Source organism: Micrococcus lylae NBRC 15355, assembly GCF_001570885.1.
In the GTDB taxonomy this organism is placed as follows: Bacteria; Actinomycetota; Actinomycetes; order Actinomycetales; family Micrococcaceae; genus Micrococcus; species Micrococcus lylae.
This window is the reverse complement of the sequence record NZ_BCSN01000003.1, coordinates 81,910-99,854: the sequence shown is the minus strand read 5'-3', so window position 1 is coordinate 99,854 and position 17,945 is coordinate 81,910. Positions and strand designations below refer to the sequence as shown.

Annotated in this window: 14 protein-coding genes; 10 read left to right on the top strand and 4 right to left on the bottom strand. The window is 72.3% G+C overall.

All coding sequences use genetic code 11. The features are described from left to right. Nucleotides 1-150 precede the first annotated feature (150 nt). From MLY01S_RS01745 to MLY01S_RS01710, 8 genes are all read left to right on the top strand, one after another. Nucleotides 151-1,644, top strand: a complete 1,494-nt coding sequence (locus MLY01S_RS01745; RefSeq protein ID WP_067188721.1) for a peptide MFS transporter — start codon at nt 151-153, stop codon at nt 1,642-1,644. A 173-nt stretch (nt 1,645-1,817) separates the two neighbouring features. After that, on the top strand, nt 1,818-2,204 hold the full coding sequence (gcvH, locus tag MLY01S_RS01740) for a glycine cleavage system protein GcvH (RefSeq protein WP_067188719.1): 387 nt from the start codon (nt 1,818-1,820) through the stop codon (nt 2,202-2,204). Between the two features lie 84 nt (nt 2,205-2,288). Continuing rightward, entirely contained in the window at nt 2,289-2,732 is a 444-nt protein-coding gene (locus tag MLY01S_RS01735; RefSeq protein WP_067188717.1) for an FHA domain-containing protein, read from the top strand. 13 nt (nt 2,733-2,745) lie between these two features. After that, nucleotides 2,746-3,504, top strand: coding sequence for a transcriptional regulator FtsR (ftsR, locus tag MLY01S_RS01730; RefSeq protein ID WP_082739515.1), 759 nt, complete (start codon nt 2,746-2,748; stop codon nt 3,502-3,504). Continuing rightward, nucleotides 3,501-3,977 (top strand): bifunctional nuclease family protein, encoded by a 477-nt coding sequence (locus tag MLY01S_RS01725; RefSeq protein ID WP_067188715.1) that lies wholly within the window; start codon nt 3,501-3,503, stop codon nt 3,975-3,977. Before ftsR ends, MLY01S_RS01725 begins: the two co-directional genes overlap by 4 nt. Nucleotides 3,978-4,237: 260 nt before the next feature. Next, entirely contained in the window at nt 4,238-4,819 is a 582-nt protein-coding gene (locus tag MLY01S_RS01720) for a MerR family transcriptional regulator (protein WP_067188714.1), read from the top strand. A 130-nt stretch (nt 4,820-4,949) separates the two neighbouring features. After that, the gene (locus MLY01S_RS01715; protein WP_067188732.1) at nt 4,950-8,474 is read left to right on the top strand and encodes a pyruvate carboxylase; all 3,525 of its coding nucleotides are present in this window, start codon (nt 4,950-4,952) and stop codon (nt 8,472-8,474) included. 96 nt (nt 8,475-8,570) lie between these two features. After that, nucleotides 8,571-10,073 carry a mycothione reductase gene (locus MLY01S_RS01710; protein WP_067188712.1) on the top strand — a complete coding sequence of 501 codons (1,503 nt, stop codon included), beginning with the start codon at nt 8,571-8,573 and terminating at the stop codon, nt 10,071-10,073. A 79-nt stretch (nt 10,074-10,152) separates the two neighbouring features. Here the strand turns inward: MLY01S_RS01710 and MLY01S_RS01705 are convergent, their stop codons facing one another. The 3 genes from MLY01S_RS01705 to MLY01S_RS01695 form a co-directional block, all read right to left on the bottom strand. Next, nucleotides 10,153-11,979, bottom strand: coding sequence for an AMP-dependent synthetase/ligase (locus MLY01S_RS01705; protein ID WP_067188710.1), 1,827 nt, complete (start codon nt 11,977-11,979; stop codon nt 10,153-10,155). Between the two features lie 162 nt (nt 11,980-12,141). Continuing rightward, nucleotides 12,142-12,642 carry a hypothetical protein gene (locus MLY01S_RS01700; protein ID WP_135103261.1) on the bottom strand — a complete coding sequence of 167 codons (501 nt, stop codon included), beginning with the start codon at nt 12,640-12,642 and terminating at the stop codon, nt 12,142-12,144. Beyond that, nucleotides 12,639-13,454, bottom strand: coding sequence for an alpha/beta hydrolase (locus MLY01S_RS01695; protein WP_082739513.1), 816 nt, complete (start codon nt 13,452-13,454; stop codon nt 12,639-12,641). Before MLY01S_RS01695 ends, MLY01S_RS01700 begins: the two co-directional genes overlap by 4 nt. A 74-nt stretch (nt 13,455-13,528) precedes the next feature. Between MLY01S_RS01695 and MLY01S_RS01690 the strand changes: the two genes are divergently transcribed. Together MLY01S_RS01690 and MLY01S_RS01685 are read left to right on the top strand one after the other, a co-directional pair. Then, a complete protein-coding gene (locus tag MLY01S_RS01690; RefSeq protein WP_067188706.1) occupies nt 13,529-14,239 on the top strand; it encodes a lysophospholipid acyltransferase family protein in 711 nt (236 codons plus the stop codon). Nucleotides 14,240-14,446: 207 nt separating this feature from the next. Next, complete coding sequence (locus MLY01S_RS01685) at nt 14,447-15,850, top strand: class II 3-deoxy-7-phosphoheptulonate synthase (protein ID WP_067188704.1); 1,404 nt, start codon at nt 14,447-14,449, stop codon at nt 15,848-15,850. Between the two features lie 67 nt (nt 15,851-15,917). Here the strand turns inward: MLY01S_RS01685 and MLY01S_RS01680 are convergent, their stop codons facing one another. Beyond that, nucleotides 15,918-17,936 carry a protein kinase domain-containing protein gene (locus MLY01S_RS01680; protein ID WP_067188703.1) on the bottom strand — a complete coding sequence of 673 codons (2,019 nt, stop codon included), beginning with the start codon at nt 17,934-17,936 and terminating at the stop codon, nt 15,918-15,920. Nucleotides 17,937-17,945 lie beyond the last annotated feature (9 nt).

The following is a 17,945-nucleotide window of genomic DNA, read 5'->3' as shown; positions in this document are numbered from 1 at the left end:
GGGTGAGGTCTCGGTACTGCGGCACTCGGACACCCTACGTGCGCGGGCGCGGACCCTGAACGGAGTGTGGGAATTCTCACCGACGGAACTGCGACACTCCGGCCGAGGCCATTGCCCCGGAACGTGAAGGAGAGCACACTACCGCCGGTGATGACACCGAACGACAGTGCGACGACCCCGTCGCCAGAGACCCCGACCGCCGCCGACACGACCGGCGAGACCAAGACCTTCCTCGGCCAGCCGCGCCAGCTGGCCAACCTGTTCTCCGTGGAGATGTGGGAGCGATTCTCCTTCTACGGCATGCAGGTCATGCTCGTGTACTACATGAGCTGGGAGCTCACCCGCGGCGGCCTGGGCATGGACGAGGCCGTCGCCACCGGCATCGTGGGCGCCTACGGCGGCCTCGTGTACGTGTTCTGCATCCTCGGCGGCTGGGTGGCCGACCGCCTGCTCGGCTCGGAGCGGACCATGTTCTACTCCGCCGTGCTCATCATGTTCGGCCACATCGCCCTGGCCCTCGTGCCGGGCTACGCCGGACTGGCGCTCGGCCTGGCCCTCGTGGCCGTCGGCTCCGGCGGCCTGAAGGCGAACGCCGCCAACCTGGTGGGCGCCCTGTACTCCCGTGAGGACCCGCGCCGCGACGCCGGCTTCTCCATCTTCTACATGGGTGTGAACGTCGGCGCCCTCATCGGCCCGCTCGTCACCGGCGCCGCCCGCGAGGCCTGGGGCTTCCACGTCGGCTTCGGCCTGGCCGCCGTCGGCATGGCGATCGGCCTGGTCCAGTACGCCGTCGCCCGCCGCTCCCTGCCGCGCGAGGTGCACGCCGTCCCGGACCGCCTGCCCCGCTCCGCCTACGGCCGCACCGCCCTGGTCGCGGTGATCGCCCTGGCCGTGGTGGCCGTCCTCTTCGCCACCGGTGTGCTGAACATCGGGAACCTCGCCGACGCCGTGGTCGTGGTGGCCGCCGTCGCCGCCGTGGCGATCTTCGCGGTGCTGCTGCGCTCGGACAAGGTCAGCGCGGCCGAGCGCTCCCGCGTGAAGGCGTTCATCCCGCTGTTCATCGGCTCCGCCGTCTTCTTCGCCCTGTTCCAGCAGCAGTTCACTGTGATCGCCATCTATTCGGAGCAGCGCCTGGACCGCAGCGTGTTCGGCTGGGACATCCCGATGGAGTGGGTGAACTCGATCAACCCGATCTTCATCATCGTGTTCGCCCCGCTGTTCGCCGCCCTGTGGACGAAGCTGGGCCGCCGCCAGCCGGTCACCCCGGCCAAGTTCGGCCTGGGCCTGATCGCCATCGGCGTGGCCTTCCTGCTGTTCATCCCGATGGCCCCGGTGGCCGCGGTCCCGCTGCTGTGGCTGACCCTGATCCTGTTCGTGGCCACGGTCGGCGAGCTGCTGGTCTCTCCGGTGGGCCTGTCCCTGTCCACGAAGCTGGCCCCGGCCGCGTTCCCGGTGCTCATGGTGGCCCTCTACAACCTCTCCGTGGCGCTCGGCACCGCCGCGGCCGGCTCGCTGGCCGGCTCCTACTCGCCGGACAACGAGGCCGCCTACTTCGGCGTCATCGGCGCCGTGACCGTGGGTGTGGGCGTGCTGATGCTCCTGGTGGTCAAGCCGGTCCACCGCGCCATGCGCGGCATCGACTGACCCGGTCGGAGCCGTCTTCCGTCCGTCCTTCCCGACGACGGCCCCGTGCCCCCGGTGCGCCGCGCACCGGGGGCGCGGTGCGTCCGGGGGAGACCGAGGCGTGGAACGCGTCACATCTCCGTTAGTATGTGCAGTGACATCGCCGTCCGTCGACTGACACAGGAGACACCGCCATGACCGCCATTCCCGAGGGCCTGAAGTACTCCGCCGAGCACGAGTGGATCGCCGAGGCCTCAGCCGCCGGCACCGTGCGCATCGGCATCACCGACTTCGCGCAGGACGCCCTGGGCGACGTCGTCTACGTCGACCTGCCGGAGGTCGGCTCGGACGTGGAGTCCGGGTCCGCCGTGGGGGAGGTCGAGTCCACCAAGTCCGTCTCGGACATCTTCGCCCCGGTGTCCGGCAAGGTCACCGCCGTCAACGAGGATCTCGACGGCGAGCCGGGCCTGGTCAACACCGCCCCGTATGAGGGCGGCTGGCTGTTCGAGGTCGAGCTGTCCGACGCGTCCGAGATGGACGCCCTCATGGACGCCGCCGCCTACACCGCACAGGTCGGCTGACGACGGCGACCACGTCATCCGCCGCAGGAAGCGGCCGTCCCGCCCCGAGCGACTCGGGGCCTTCATCAGGAGTCGAGACACACCATGCAGGAGCACCACTCTCCGGCCGGGGCCGGCCGCGAGCCTGAGGCCCACACCACGAGCATCAGCCTCCCGGACCTGGCTCCGGTGACCGATCACAGCCTGTCCGGTGAGGAGCGCGAGGCGATCGCCGCGCTGCCCATGGACTCGGCGCTGCTGGTCGCCCACGAGGGCCCGGACCACGGGGCACGCTTCCTGCTGGACGAAGACGTCGTGCGGGTCGGCCGCCATCCGGATGCCGACATCTTCCTGGACGACGTCACCGTGTCCCGACGCCACGCGGAGTTCCGCCGCTCCGAGCAGGGCTACGAGCTGGTGGACAGCAATTCGCTGAACGGCACGTTCGTGAACCAGGACCGTGTGGACCAGGTGCAGATGCGCACTGGCATGCAGGTCCAGATCGGCAAGTTCCGGATGACCTACTACACGGCCCCCGGCCGCGCCTGAGGCCACGGACGCCGTGCAGGCAGACGCCCCGCGCACGTCACGACGCCCCCGAGAGGACTCGGGGGCGTCGCCGTCCACGCTCACGATCGGCGAGGTGCTGACGGAGCTGCAGGACGAGTTCCCCCGGGTGGCGGCCTCCAAGCTGCGCTTCCTCGAGGAGCGCGGCCTGGTCCACCCGGCGCGCACCCCGGCCGGGTACCGCAAGTTCACGGCAGACGACGTGGCGCGGCTCCGCTTCGTCCTCACCGTCCAGAGGGACCAGTTCCTCCCGCTGAAGGTGATCCGCGAACACCTGGACGCCCTGGACCGGGGCGAGCGGCCGGAGCCGCTGCCCGGCGGGCACACCCTGGACGCCCGGCGAGCCGGCGCCACACCCTCCGAGCCGACCGCCCGCCGGCTCACCGGGGACGAGCTCTGCGCCGCCCATGGGCTGACCCCGGCCGCCCTGGCCGAGATGGAGCGGTACGCGCTGCTCCCGGCGCCGGATGCCGAGGGCCGCTACCCGGAGAACGCCTCGGACGTGGTGGCCGCCGTGGCCACCCTCGCCGAGCACGGCCTGGAACCGCGCCACCTCCGGCCCGTCCGTGCCGCCGCAGACCGCGAGCTCGGCCTCGTGCAGCAGGTCGTGGCCCCGCTGGCCACGCGCCGGGACGAGGACTCCCGCGCCCGCACCGCAGAGACGGCCCGCCGGCTCGGCGAGGCCATGCTCTCCCTGCACTCCGCGCTCGTGGAGGACGGGGTCTCTGCCCTCGCCGAGGGGCCGCGCCGATGAGTGCTCCCGACGACGTCCCCCTCACCGTCCTGGGAGTCCGGGTGGACCTGCCCGCCCAGAACCACGCCCTGCTGCTGCTCACTCCGGCGGGGGACCGGGTGGTCCCCGTGTGGGTGGGAGCCGCTGAGGCCACCGCGGTGGCGCTCGTCCTGGACGACGTCCCCCCGCCGCGTCCGCTCACCCACGACCTGTTGCTGTCCGCCGTGCGGGCACTGGGCGGCACCGTCTCCTGCGCCCGCCTCACCGGAACCGAGGGCGAAACCGTGCTCGGCGAGCTCGTGCTCGCCGACGGCACCGTGCTGGACGCGCGCCCCTCGGACGCCGTGGCCGTGGCGCTGCGGGCCGAGGCCCCCGTGCTCGCCCCGCCGGCCGTGGTCGAGGAGCTGGGCGTGCCCGCGCAGGAGCATGACACCGACGACCTGGAGTCCTTCCGCCGCTTCCTCGACGACGTGGACCCGGAGGACTTCGCCTGAGCCGAGCCCGTGCGCACGGGGCGGGGACGGCGGAGGCACGGGCCGTCGTCGTGCCCCTGCGGGCGGCCGCCGGCCGGCGACACGCCGGTTCGTGCGGGCGGCAGGTCTTTGACCGGGGACGCCCGGGACCGTACCTTCATGGAGAAGGGTTCCGCGCCGCCGGCGGCCCACCCTGTCCCTCCACGGTCACCGGAGGGCGGGGCCCGAGACGTCGGCACCCACTTCCCCCGAAGCGGAACCGAGACCAGGAGGGCTCACTCGTGACACCCCATGCAGGTTCTGGTCGGCCCGCACCGGTCGGCTCCCACCAAGGCATCCTCTTCACCGACGACATGCCGCAGCTGGACGAAGAGGCCGGCTACCGCGGCCCGACCGCGTGCAAGGCCGCCGGCATCACCTACCGGCAGCTCGACTACTGGGCGCGCACCGACCTCGTCGTGCCCACGGTGCGCACGGCCGCCGGCTCCGGCTCCCAACGCCTCTACTCGTTCCGCGACATCCTCGTGCTCAAGGTCGTCAAGCGGCTGCTGGACACCGGCGTCTCGCTGCAGCAGATCCGCACCGCCGTCGGCCACCTGCGCGAGCGCGGTGTGGAGGACCTCGCCCAGATCACCCTGATGAGCGACGGTGCCTCCGTGTACGAGTGCACCTCCGCCGACGAGGTCATCGACCTGGTCCAGGGCGGTCAGGGCGTCTTCGGCATCGCCGTGGGCCGGGTGTGGCGCGAGGTCGAGGGCACCCTCGCCGAGCTGCCCAGCGAGCACCTCCCGCAGGCCGAGCAGTTCCCCGGCGACGAGCTCTCCGCCCGCCGTCGCGCACGCCGCCAGCAGAGCGCCTCCTGACCCGCTGAGGCCGGGTGCGTCCGGCCCTGTCGCCCACGTCACCGCGCGAACGTGACGGGGCAGTCTCATGCCCGCGTGAACCCAGCGAGACATGCAGATGCACGTCCAGATGTTGTGGCACACTGCCAGCATGAGCGACTCTGCCGAGAACACCTCCGGCCGCAACGACGCGGCCCCCACAGCCGACACCGCACCCGTCTTCTCGAAGGTCCTCGTCGCCAACCGCGGCGAGATCGCCGTCCGCGCCTTCCGCGCCTGCTACGAGCTGGGCGCCAAGACCGTGGGCGTCTTCCCCTACGAGGACCGCAACTCGATCCACCGTCAGAAGGCCGACGAAGCCTACCGCATCGGCGAGGAGGGGCACCCGGTCCGCGCCTACCTGGACGTGGACGAGATCATCCGCGTTGCCAAGGACGCCGGCGCAGAGGCCATCTACCCGGGCTACGGCTTCCTCTCCGAGAACGCGGACCTGGCCCGCGCCGCCGCGGACAACGGCATCACCTTCGTGGGCCCGCCGGCCGACGTGCTCGAGCTGACGGGCAACAAGGTGGAGGCCCTGCGTGCCGCCAAGCGCGCCGGCATCCCGACCCTGGCCTCCTCGGAGCCCTCCGCGGACGTGGACTGGCTCCTGGAACAGGCCGAGGAGATCGGCTTCCCGATCTTCGTCAAGGCCGTGGCCGGCGGTGGCGGACGCGGCATGCGCCGCGTGGAGAGGCGTGAGGACCTCAAGGGGTCCCTCGAAGCCGCCATGCGTGAGGCCGACACCGCCTTCGGCGACCCCACCGTTTTCCTCGAGCAGGCCGTGCTGCGCCCGCGCCACATCGAGGTCCAGGTCCTCGCCGACGGCGCCGGCAACGTGGTCCACCTCTTCGAGCGCGACTGCTCCCTGCAGCGTCGCCACCAGAAGGTCGTGGAGATGGCCCCGGCCCCGCATCTGGACGAGGAGATCCGCGAGGCGCTCTACCGGGATGCCGTGGCCTTCGCCAAGGAGATGGGCTACGTCAACGCCGGCACCGTGGAGTTCCTCGTGGACACTGCGGGCGAGCGCGCCGGCCAGCACGTGTTCATCGAGATGAACCCGCGCATCCAGGTGGAGCACACCGTGACCGAGGAGGTCACCGACGTGGACCTGGTGGGCGCCCAGCTGCGCATCGCCGCCGGCGCCACCCTCCCGGAGCTCGGCATCACCCAGGAGTCCCTGCGCCTGCGCGGCTTCGCCATGCAGTGCCGCATCACCACCGAGGACCCGGCCAACGGCTTCCGCCCCGACACCGGGACCATCACCGCGTACCGCTCCGCCGGCGGCTCCGGCGTGCGCCTGGACGGCGGCACGATCTACGCCGGCGCCGAAGTCTCCCCGCACTTCGACTCCATGCTGGTGAAGCTCACCTGCCGCGGTCGCGACTACCTCACCGCCGTGCACCGTGCCCGCCGTGCGCTGGCGGAGTTCCGCATCCGCGGCGTGGCCACCAACATCCCGTTCCTGATGAACGTGCTGGACGACCCGCAGTTCCTCGCCGGCGACGTGGCCACGGACTTCATCGACACCCACCCGGAGCTGGTCCAGGTCAACCGGTCCCGGGACCGCGGCACCAAGGTGCTGCAGTACCTGGCCGACGTCACCGTGAACAAGCCCCACGGCGATCGCATCGACGGCATCGACCCGCGCGACCGCCTGCCGGCCCACCCGGGCGACAAGTCCCAGGAGCCGGACCGTTCGCCGTTCGACGGCCCGTCCCGCAACCCGGACGCCGTGCCGCCGGCCGGCTGGCGCCAGGTGCTCCAGGAGAAGGGCCCCGAGGGCTTCGCCACGGCGCTGCGTGAGCAGACCGCGCTGGCCGTCACGGACACCACGTTCCGCGACGCCCACCAGTCCCTGCTGGCCACCCGCGTCCGCACCCGTGACCTGCTGGCCGCCGCGCCGGCGGTCGCCCACACCCTGCCGGGTCTGTTCTCCGTCGAGGCCTGGGGCGGCGCCACCTACGACGTGGCCCTGCGCTTCCTTTCCGAGGACCCGTGGAAGCGCCTCGAGCTGCTCCGCGCCGAGATGCCGAACATCCCGATCCAGATGCTGCTGCGCGGCCGCAACACCGTGGGCTACACCCCGTACCCGACCGAGGTGACCGACGCCTTCGTGGCCGAGGCCGCCGAGGCCGGCGTGGACATCTTCCGCATCTTCGACGCGCTGAACGACGTCTCGCAGATCACCCCGGCGATCGAGGCCGTCCGCGCCACCGGCACCGCCGTGGCCGAGGCCGCCCTCTGCTACACCGGAAACATGTCCGACCCGGACGAGAAGCTGTACACCCTCGACTACTACATGGGCCTGGCCCGCCAGATGGTCGACGCCGGTGCGCACATCCTCGCCATCAAGGACATGGCCGGCCTGCTGCGTCCGGCCGCCGCCCGCGAGCTCGTCACCGCCCTGCGCGCCGAGTTCGACCTGCCCGTGCACCTGCACACCCACGACACCGCCGGCGGCCAGCTGGCAACCCTCCTCGCCGCCGCCGAGGCCGGGGTGGACGCCGTGGACGTGGCGACCGCCTCCATGGCGGGCACCACCAGCCAGGTGCCGATGTCCGCCCTCGTCGCCGCGCTCGAGCACACCGAGCGGGACACCGGCCTCACCCTGGACGCCGCCGCGGCCATGGAGCCCTACTGGGAGTCCGTGCGCTCGATCTACGCGCCGTTCGAGGCCGGCCTCAAGGCCCCCACCGGCCGGGTGTACCAGCACGAGATCCCGGGCGGTCAGCTGTCCAACCTGCGCACGCAGGCGATCGCCCTCGGCCTGGGCGAGCGCTTCGAGCAGATCGAGTCCATGTACGCCGCCGCGGACGACATGCTCGGCCACCTGGTGAAGGTGACCCCGTCCTCCAAGGTCGTCGGCGACCTCGCCCTGCAGCTCGTGGGCCGGGACGTGGACCCGAAGGAGTTCGCCGAGCGCCCGCAGGACTTCGACATCCCGGACTCGGTGGTCGGCTTCCTCCGCGGCGAGCTGGGCGACCCGCCCGGCGGCTGGCCGGAGCCGTTCCGCACGAAGGCCCTGCAGGGCCGCCGCGAGGGCACCGGCATGACCGAGATCCCCGAGGAGGACAAGGCCGTGCTGGCCGAGTCCGGCGAGCAGCGCCGCGCCACGTTGAACCGCCTGCTCTTCCCGGCCCCGACCAAGGAGTACGAGGCCCACCGCGATGAGTTCGGCGACACCTCGACGCTGCACACCCGCGACTTCCTCTACGGCCTCGTGCCGGGCCGCGAGCACGTCATCTCCCTGGGCCGCGGCGTCCGCCTCCTGGCGGTCCTGCAGTCCGTGTCCGAGCCGGACGAGAAGGGCATGCGCACCGTCATGCTCACCCTCAACGGCCAGATGCGCCACGTGATGGTCCGCGACCGCTCGGTGGAGTCCTCCGTCCGCACCGCGGAGAAGGCCGACTCGTCCGTGGCCGGCCAGATCCCGGCACCGTTCGCCGGCTCCGTGACCGTCCAGGTCGCCGAGGGCGACACGGTGGAGGCCGGCGACCCGGTCGCCACCATCGAGGCGATGAAGATGGAGGCGGCGATCACCACGCCGGTGGGCGGCACCGTCAAGCGAGTCGTCCTCGAGGGCGTCACCCCGGTCAACGGCGGCGACCTCATCGTGGTCATCGACGAGGCCTGACCTTCCCTGCCCCGCGCAGGGGCGCAGCGTCCGCTGGGGCGGGCACCGCAGCTGCGGTGCCCGCCCCAGCGCTGCGTCCGGCCTATGCTGGCTGGCATGTCGACCAGCACCTCCACCTTCGACCACCCCGGGACTGCGGCCGCCGAGCACTTCGACCTGATCATCATCGGCTCCGGCTCCGGCAACTCCCTGATCAGTGAGGCCTGGGAGGGCCGCCGGGTCGCCGTCGTGGACGGTGGGACCTTCGGCGGCACCTGCCTCAACGTGGGCTGCATCCCCACGAAGATGTACGCCTACCCCGCCTCGCTGGGCGGCTCCGAGCAGGAGGCGGCCCGGGTGAACGTGGACCTGCGCCGCGAGGGTGTGGACTTCCCGGCGCTGCGGGACCGCATCTTCGGCCGCATCGACGCCATCAGCGACAGCGGGCTGCGGTACCGTCGCGACGAGCTGGACTACACCACCGTGGTCGAGGAACGTGTGCGCTTCACCGGCCCCAAGCAGCTCACCACGGATTCCGGGCGGGTGCTCACCGCGGACCAGATCGTGGTGGCCGCCGGCTCCCGGCCGTCGCTGCCGGACATTCCCGGCGTGGACCTGCCCGCCGTGCACACCTCGGACACCGTCATGCGACTGCCTGAGCTGCCGCGCCGCGTGGTGGTGGTCGGCGGAGGGTTCATCGCCGTGGAGTTCGCCGCCGTGTTCGACGGCCTCGGCTCCGAGGTGGTCCAGGTGATCCGCGGCGAACGGCTGCTGACCTCCCACGACGACTCCGTCTCCGCCCGCTTCACCGAGATCGCCTCCCGCACATGGGACGTGCGCACCGGCTGGGAGCCGCGAAAGATCGTCCCCGGGCACGACGACGGCCCCGTCACCGTCCGCTTCGCCCGCAGCTGGCGCGGTGCCGCGCAGGAGGGCACGGCCGCCGGGACGGCCGAGGCGTTCCTCGAGCTCGAGGCCGACGTGGTGCTCATGGCGACCGGCCGCACCCCGAACGTGGACACCCTGGACGTGGCGGCGGCCGGCCTGGACGTCACCCACCGCGGCGTCCTTGCCGTGGACGCCTACCAGCGGCTGCTCTGTGGCGGAGAGCCGGTCGAGGGGATGTGGGGCTTGGGAGATGTGGTCAACTCCTGGCAGCTCAAGCACGTGGCGAACCACGAGGCGCGCGTGGTGGCGCACAACCTGGTGCATCCGGAGGACCTGCGCGAGAACCGACTGGCCCCGGTGCCGTCCGCTGTGTTCTCCCGCCCGCAGGTGGCCTCCGTCGGACTGACCGAGCAGCAGGCGGTGGACGAGGTCGGCGCCGAGAACGTGACGGTGAAGGAGCAGGAGTTCGGCGATGTCGCCTACGGCTGGGCGATGAACGACGCCGTCGGCCTGTGCAAGCTGGTCGCGGACCGCCGCACCGGGCGACTCCTGGGCGCGCACCTGGTGGGCCACGAGGCGGCGAATCTCCTCCAGCCGCTGGTGCAGGCCATGTCATTCGGCCTGGACGCGCACACCATGGCTCGGGGACAGTACTGGATTCATCCGGCCCTGTCCGAGGTGGTGGAGAACGCCCTGCTCGGCCTCGACGTCCCGGACTCCGGCCTGCTCTGAGCCGGACGCACGCGGGCCCCGGACCTGGGGTGGTCCGGGGCCCGCAGGCGCCTGCGGCGGCCGGTGCCGCCGGCGCGGATCAGCCGCCGTTGTAGATCGAGTCGATCTCCGCCTGGAAGTCCTTCATGATCGCTGCGCGCCGCATCTTCAGGGACGGGGTCATGTGGCCGTCCTCGAGGGTGAAGTCGCGGTCGAGGATGCGGAACTCGCGGATCGACTCGGCGCGGGACACGGTCTGGTTGGTGCGCTCGACGATCTCGGCGATGTGGGCGCGGACCTTCTCGTTCTTCGCGGCCTCCGGCACGGACATGCCCGAGTCCAGGCCGTGGGCGGAGAGCCAGCCGGGGAGGGTGTCCGCGTCGAGCGTGACGACCGCGGCGACGAACGGCTTGCCGTCGCCCACGACCATGACCTGGGAGACCACCGCGTCGGAGCGGATGAGGTCCTCCATCTGCGCCGGGGCGACGTTCTTGCCGCCGGCGGTCACGAGGAGCTCCTTCTTGCGGCCGGTGATCTTGAGGAATCCGTCCTCGTCCAGGGAGCCGAGGTCTCCGGTGCGGAACCAGCCCTCGTCGTCGAAGGCCTCGGCGTTGGCGTCGTCGCGCTGGTGGTACCCGGCCATCACGCAGACGCCCTTGGCGAGGATCTCGCCGTCCTCGGCGATCTTCACCGCGTTGCCGCCCAGAGGCAGGCCCACGGTGCCGATCTTCAGGTCGTCCGGGGTGTTCACGGTGATCGGCGCGGTGGTCTCGGTCAGGCCGTAGCCCTCGAGGACGGTCAGGCCGATGCCGCGGAAGAAGTGGGCCAGCTCGGTGGACAGCGGGCCGCCGCCGGAGACGGCGTACTGCAGCTCGCCGCCCATGGCCGCGCGGATCTTGCCGTAGAGCAGCCTGGAGAACAGGGCGCGCTTGGCCTTGAGGGCCAGCGGCACCTTCCCGGTGTCCAGGGCCTTGGAGTAGGCGATCGCGACCTGTGCGCCCTTCTCGAAGATCTCGCCCTTGCCGCCGTCCTGGGCCTTGAGCAGGGCGGCGTTGTAGACCTTCTCGAACACGCGGGGGACGGCCAGGAGGAACGAGGGTTTGAAGGACTGCAGGGCCGTGGTGAGCTTGGTGAGGTCCGAGGTGTGGCCGCAGCGGGCGCCGGCGGCGATCGTCAGCACGGACACGAAGCGGGCGAACACGTGCGCCAGCGGGATGAAGAGCACGGTGGACTCGCGCTCGTTCACGATGTCCCCGAGCGAGCTCTCGAGGGCCTGGTGGCACAGCTCGGCGAAGTTGCCGTGGGTGAGCAGGCAGCCCTTGGGCTTGCCGGTGGTGCCAGAGGTGTAGATGATCGTCGCGGGGTCCTCGAGCCCGGCGTGCGAGCGGCGGGCCTCGACGTCCTCGTCGGCGACGTCGCGGCCGGCCGCGGCGAGCTCGTCCAGGCCGGTGCCCGGCAGGCCGGAGTCCGGATCGATGACCCACAGGCCCTTGAGCTCGGGCAGGGACTCGCGGTGCACGGCGTCGGTGACCGTCTTGCGCCGGTCGGCGTTCTCCACCACGACCGCCTTGATCGCGGCGTCCTCGACGATCCAGGCGGCCTGGGAGGCCGAGGAGGTCTCATAGATCGGCACGGTCACGGCGCCGGCGTACCAGATGGCGAAGTCGACGAGGGTCCACTCGTAGCGGGTGGCGGCCATGAGGCCGACGCGGTCGCCCTGGCCGATGCCGGAGGCGATGAGGCCCTTGGCCAGCTCGACGGCGCGGTCACGGAACTCCTTGGCGGTGACGTCGCGCCACGCGGTCTCGCCCACCGGCACCGAGAAGAGGATGCCGTGGCTGCGCTCGCGCACCTGGCGCTCGAGCAGGTCCGTGATGTTGGACTCGGCGGGCAGCGCCGGTGCGGGCGGGGTGCTGATCTGCTGCATAGAGGCTCCTGGTGCACGTGAGGGGACCAGATCCGCCGCCGAGTCCGTGGCGGGGATCACATTGCTGAAGTCTACGATACCCGCAGTCTCGGATTGTTCCGTATCCGTCCAGGCGGCAGCGTGGTGGTCGGGTCCGGGCCCGGGAGGGCAGGTGCCCGACGGTCAGACCTGGGCCCCGCGGTCGAGGCGGTCTCCGCGGCCGTCGCCGCGTCGGGGCAGCTGCAGGAACAGGCCCACGCCGCCGCCGGCGGCGACCAGCACGAGGGCGAACAGCGCCCAGCCGGGCAAGGACACCGGCAGGACCGCCAGGATCAGGAGGGCGAGGATCGGCAGCAGCAGGGCGCTAGCGGCGAGCACGAGGGAGGGGCGCCCGCTGAGCACCGGCGGCGGCTCCGGCGGCACGAACTCGCCGGGCAGCTCCTCGTCCTCGACGGGCTCGGGGTGCAGCACCGGCCACGGCGCAGCCGGCGCGGCAGGCTCGTGCGGCGGCGCGGGACGGCCGCCCTCGGCTGAGGTCCGACGCCCCTCCTCGGCCGGCGGGGCCGCGGGCATGTCCGGGTGGAGGCGGGCGACGATGTCGTCCCACGCCTCGTCGTCCGAGGGCCGACGGTCTTCGGGGCCCTCGTGGTCCTCGGGGCCGTCCGGGAAGCGGTCCGGCGTCATCGGCGGGCCGCCTTCCGGCACACGCTGTCCACGAAGGCGGCGCTGTGCTCCACGATCAGCGGCAGGTCGCGGTCCATGGTGGCCACGTGGTAGCTGCGCTCCAGGCGCACCTGCTCGAAGGCGGCCGCACGCAGCCCGGCCCGCAGACGGTCCTGGGAGGACGGCGGCACCACATGGTCCTGCGGGGACCAGTACGAGACGACGTCTGCGGTGATCCGGGGCAGCCCGCGGACTGCGGCTCGCTGGATGCGGCCGAGCGCGGCGACGCCGCCGACCGGGGTGCGCTCGTACGCGTGCTCGCTGACCGGGGCCGCGACGTCGTCGGCCACCGGGGCCGTGGACGCGACCACCCAGCGCAGCAGGGGAGCGGCATGGGCGAGCGGCTGTCCGAAGGACAGGGCCGGGTTCACCACGGCCACCCCCGCCACCGGGCGGTGTGCCGCCGCGTCCAGGGCGAGCGCCCCGCCCATGGACAGGCCGGCCACCACCACGTGGCGGTGCTCGGTCAGGGCGTGGTCCACGTGTGCGCGCACGGCGCCGCGCAGGTCCTCGGCGCTGACCCTGTTGAGGTCCTGCCAACAGGTGCCGTGTCCCGGCAGCAGCGGCACGATCACCCTGCTGCCGCGTTCGGCCAGGGCATGGGCCCAGTCCTTGACCGAGTGCGGGCCGGAGGTGAAGCCGTGCACCATCACGACGGCGCGGTCGCCGGGGCCGCGTGCCGGCGGCAGGTCCAGCGGGCGATGAACAGGGTCGACCGGGACGGTCCCGGCCGCAGTCGGCGGCACAGGGCAGGTGCGTCGCGTGTGGGACATGGCCACCACCCTAGCGGCGCGGCTCGGACTACGATGGAGCCACAGCACCGTCCGTCCGCCGTCCCAGGAGAGGCATGTCCACCTTCTACCGGTCCGCCCGCACGTTCGTGGTCCGCCCCGTGGTGAGGGCGCTGTTCAACCCCTGGGTGAAGGGCCGTGCCCATGTGCCCGAGACCGGCGGGGCGATCCTCGCCAGCAACCACCTCTCCGTCTCGGACTCCGTGTTCATGCCGGCGAGCCTGGACCGCCAGGTCCACTTCCTCGCCAAGATGGAGTACTTCACCGGCACCGGTCTCAAGGGCTGGATCACCAGGAAGTTCTTCGTGGCGATCAACCAGCTGCCGATGGACCGCTCCGGTGGCGCCGCCTCCCTGCGCTCCCTGCAGGCGGGCCTGGAGGCCCTCCAGGAGGGCAAGCTGCTCGGCATCTACCCGGAGGGCACCCGAAGCCCCGACGGTCGCCTGCACCGCGGCAAGATCGGCGTGGCCAAACTCGCGCTCACCGCGGACGTGCCGGTGGTGCCGATCGCCATGATCGGCACGGACAAGGTCCAGCCCATCGGCCAGTCGCTCCCGCGTCCGGGCCGCGTGGGGGTCATCTTCGGCGAGCCGCTCACGTTCTCCCACCTGAAGGACCGCAAGGACGAGATCGCCGTCCTGCGCCAGGTGACCGACGAGATCATGGAGGCCATCCGCCGCCTCTCCGGCCAGGAGTACGTGGACGTCTACGCGGCGGACGTGAAGTCCGGCCACGTCCAGGCCCCGCCGCGCGCTGCGCGCACCTGACCTCGCCCCGTCTGTCGGGCCGGTCGCCGGCGGCGGGCTGCCGCATCCCCGTCCCACGACGACGGCCGCCCGCTTCGGTCTGCCGTCGCGCCGCCGGCGTCCGCCCGCTCCCGTGAGGGCGCGCTCTGTGAGACGTGCATGTCCACATGTCGGCCACCGGCCGTGTGCTCGCCCCCGGCCGAGGATCGCGCACCTAGGGTGGAGCGCATGACTGCACACTCCCGCGACGAGATCCTGGCCTTCGGCACCGCCACCTCCGAGGGTGCCGCCACCACTGCAGGCCTGGACCACTGGCGCAGCCTGCCCATCAGTCAGGCGCCGCAGTGGGCGGACCAGGAGGACTATAAGGCCGCCGTCGCCGAGCTGAGCCAGGTGCCGCCGCTCGTGTTCGCGGGCGAGGTGGACGTGCTGCGCACCCGGCTGGCGGAAGCCGCCCGCGGCGAGGCCTTCGTCCTGCAGGGAGGCGACTGCGCCGAGACCTTCGCCGGATCCACCGCGAACCGCATCAGCGCCCGGGTGAAGACGATCCTGCAGATGGCGGCCGTGCTCACCTACGGCGCGTCGGTGCCCGTGGTGAAGATGGGCCGCATCGCCGGACAGTTCGCCAAGCCCCGCTCCTCGGACACCGAGACCCGGGACGGGGTGACCCTGCCGTCCTTCCGCGGGGAGATCGTCAACGGCTACGAGTTCACCGAAGAGGCCCGTCGGCACGACGCCCGCCGCATGGTGCAGGCGTACCACACCTCCTCCTCCACCCTGAACCTGGTTCGTGCCTTCACCCAGGGAGGCTTCGCCGACCTGCGCAGCGTCCACGCCTGGAACCAGGGCTTCCTCGCCAACCCGGCGTACGCGAAGTACGAGGAGATGGCCGCCGAGATCGACCGCGCGGTCCGCTTCATGGGGGCGGCCGGCGTGGACTTCGAGGCGATGCGCCGCACCGAGTTCTACTCCGCCCACGAGGCGCTGCTGCTGGACTACGAGCGCGCCCTCACCCGTGAGGACTCGCGTACCGGGAACCCCTACGCCACCTCTGCGCACTTCCTCTGGATCGGTGAGCGCACCCGCCAGGTGGACGGGGCCCACGTGGACTTCCTGTCCCGCGTGCGCAACCCGATCGGCGTCAAGCTGGGCCCGTCCACGAAGGTCGACGACGTGCTGGCCCTGGCAGAGAAGATCGACCCGACGCGCGAGCCGGGCCGCCTGACCTTCATCACCCGCATGGGCGCCGGCGTCATCCGCGACGTCCTGCCGGACATCGTCTCCGGGGTGAAGGATGCGGGTCTGGAACCGGTCTGGGTCACCGACCCGATGCACGGCAACACCGTCACGGCGAAGAACGGCTACAAGACGCGCCGCTTCGAGGACGTCATGGACGAGGTCGCCGGATTCTTCGACGTGCACCGCGAGCTCGGCACCCACCCGGGCGGCATGCACGTCGAGCTCACCGGAGACGACGTGGCCGAGTGCCTCGGCGGCGCCAACCTCGTGGACGAGTCCGCCTTCGAGGAGCATTACGAGTCGCTCTGCGACCCTCGGCTGAACCACGAGCAGTCCCTCGAGATGGCCTTCCTGGTCACGGAGGCGCTGACGCACCCGGACCGCCGCGCCTGAGGGCACGGGGGCCGCACGCAGGACGGGGCCGGACCCTCCACCGCGGAGGATCCGGCCCCGTCAGCCCTCAGAAAGCACGGGCGCGGAAGATCGAGCCCTCATCGAGCTGGGCGCCGCCGCGGGGCTGCTGCTCCGCGATGCGCGGTTCACGCAGACCGAAGATGCCGCCGCCCGGGGTGGTCTCGACCTCCAGCCGCAGGCCGGCCTCGGCGGCCCGGTCCCGGGCCTGTTGGACGGTCAGACCGGACACGTCCGGCACCGCGACTCGGCGGGGTCCCTCGGAGACGGTCAAGCGTACCAGAGCGTTGCGGCTCGTGGTCGAGCCCGGCGCGGGCACCTGGGAGATGACCTGGCCCTCGGGGACGTCGGGGTCGTGGCGCGTGTGCTCGACCTTGACGAGCAGGCCGGCGTCCTGGGCGGCCAGGCGGGCGTCGGCGGCGTCGCGGCCCACGAGGTCCGGGGCCAGCACAGGGGCCGGGCCGGAGGAGACGGTGAGCTCGATCCGGTCCCCGGTGCGCACCTCGGTGCCGGCCGCCGGAGCGGAGGCCACCACGGCGCCGGCGGAGTAGACCTCGTCGTGTCTGCTGGAGACGTCGACCTGCAGACCTGCCTCGTGCAGGCGCGCGACGGCGGTCTCGCGGTCCGTGCCGCCGAGGTCCGGAACCGTGGAGGACGCCCCGGAGAACGGGACGTTGCCGGCACCGAGCGTCCAGCCCAGCAGCAGGGCCATGCCGGTGAGCAGCAGGGTCACCGCGATGCCGGTGGCCAGGGTGCGCCCGTTGCCCTGCCCGACGTCCAGGGTCGGGCGCTGGGCGGCGCGGCGGCGCTGACGCTTCGAGACCGGGCGGGGGCCTGGAGCGGCGGAGCCTGCCGGGGGTCCGGAGGGCCGGTCCGCCGAGAGGCGGCCCGCCGATCCACGGTCCAGCACCCGGGTCTGGTCCGAGGAGGCGGTCGGGCCGGGTGCGGCCGCAGGGGTGTCCGGGGCGCGGTCCGGGAGGTCACGACGGTCCGGCTGCGGCTCCGTGCGGTGGTCGCCGTGCCGGCCCCGGCCCGCGGGGGAGGCGACGTCCCCCGTGCCGGGTGAGGGACCGTCGTCGGGAACGGACGGATACGGCACCACGGAGGTGGGCTGGTGCCCGGCCCCGCCCGGCTCGATGACGACGGCGGCGTTCTCGAGGCTCTCCTCCTCGGCCGCCGTCGAGTGCGGCTCGCGGTCCAGCAGGGAGTCCGGGGTGGAGGAGAGCAGGCGGCGCACCTCGGCGGCCACCTCGGCCGCGTCCTCGGGGCGGTCTGCAGGGACGGGCTCGGTGCACCACAGCACCAGGTCGCTCACCGCGTCCGGCACCTCCGGCACCACGACGGTCGGCGCCGGCACCCGGCTGCGGATGTGCTCGTAGGCCACCTGCACCGGGCTGTCCGCGGTGTACGGCTGACGGCCGGTGAGCAGCTCGAAGAGCATGATGCCGGCCGCATAGACGTCCGAACGCGCGTCCGCCTCCTCGCCGGAGACGAGCTCGGGCGAGAGGTAGGCGACCGTGCCCACCAGGGCCTTGCCGCCCGAGGTGTGGGACGTGGTGGCACGGGAGAGGCCGAAGTCGGCGACGCGGATGCGGCCGTCCTCTCCGACGAGCACGTTCTCCGGCTTCACGTCCCGGTGCATCAGCCCGGCCTCGTGCGCGGCGGCGAGGCCGTCCAGCACCGGAAGGAGCAGGGTCAGCGCGCGGCGGGAGGTCAGCGGGGCCTCGTCCCGGACGATCCGACGCAGCGTGCAGCCGGGGACGTACTCCATAACCAGATAGGCGACGACCTCGCCGTCCGGGCCGTCCGCATGTCCCTGGTCCAGCACCCCCACCACATGCGGATGCGCCAGCCGGGCGGCCGTCTTGGCCTCGCCCTCGAAGCGCGCCACGAGGGCGGGGTCCTCCGCCAGGTGCGGAAGCATCGCCTTCACGGCGACCTGCCGGTCCAGGCGCGTGTCCAGGGCCAGGTACACGGTGGACATGCCGCCGCGGGCCAGGCGCGCACGGATGAGGTAGCGGCCGTCGAGGGTCGCTCCCACCAGCGGGTCCGTGCGCGGGGACGTCATTGCTCCAGG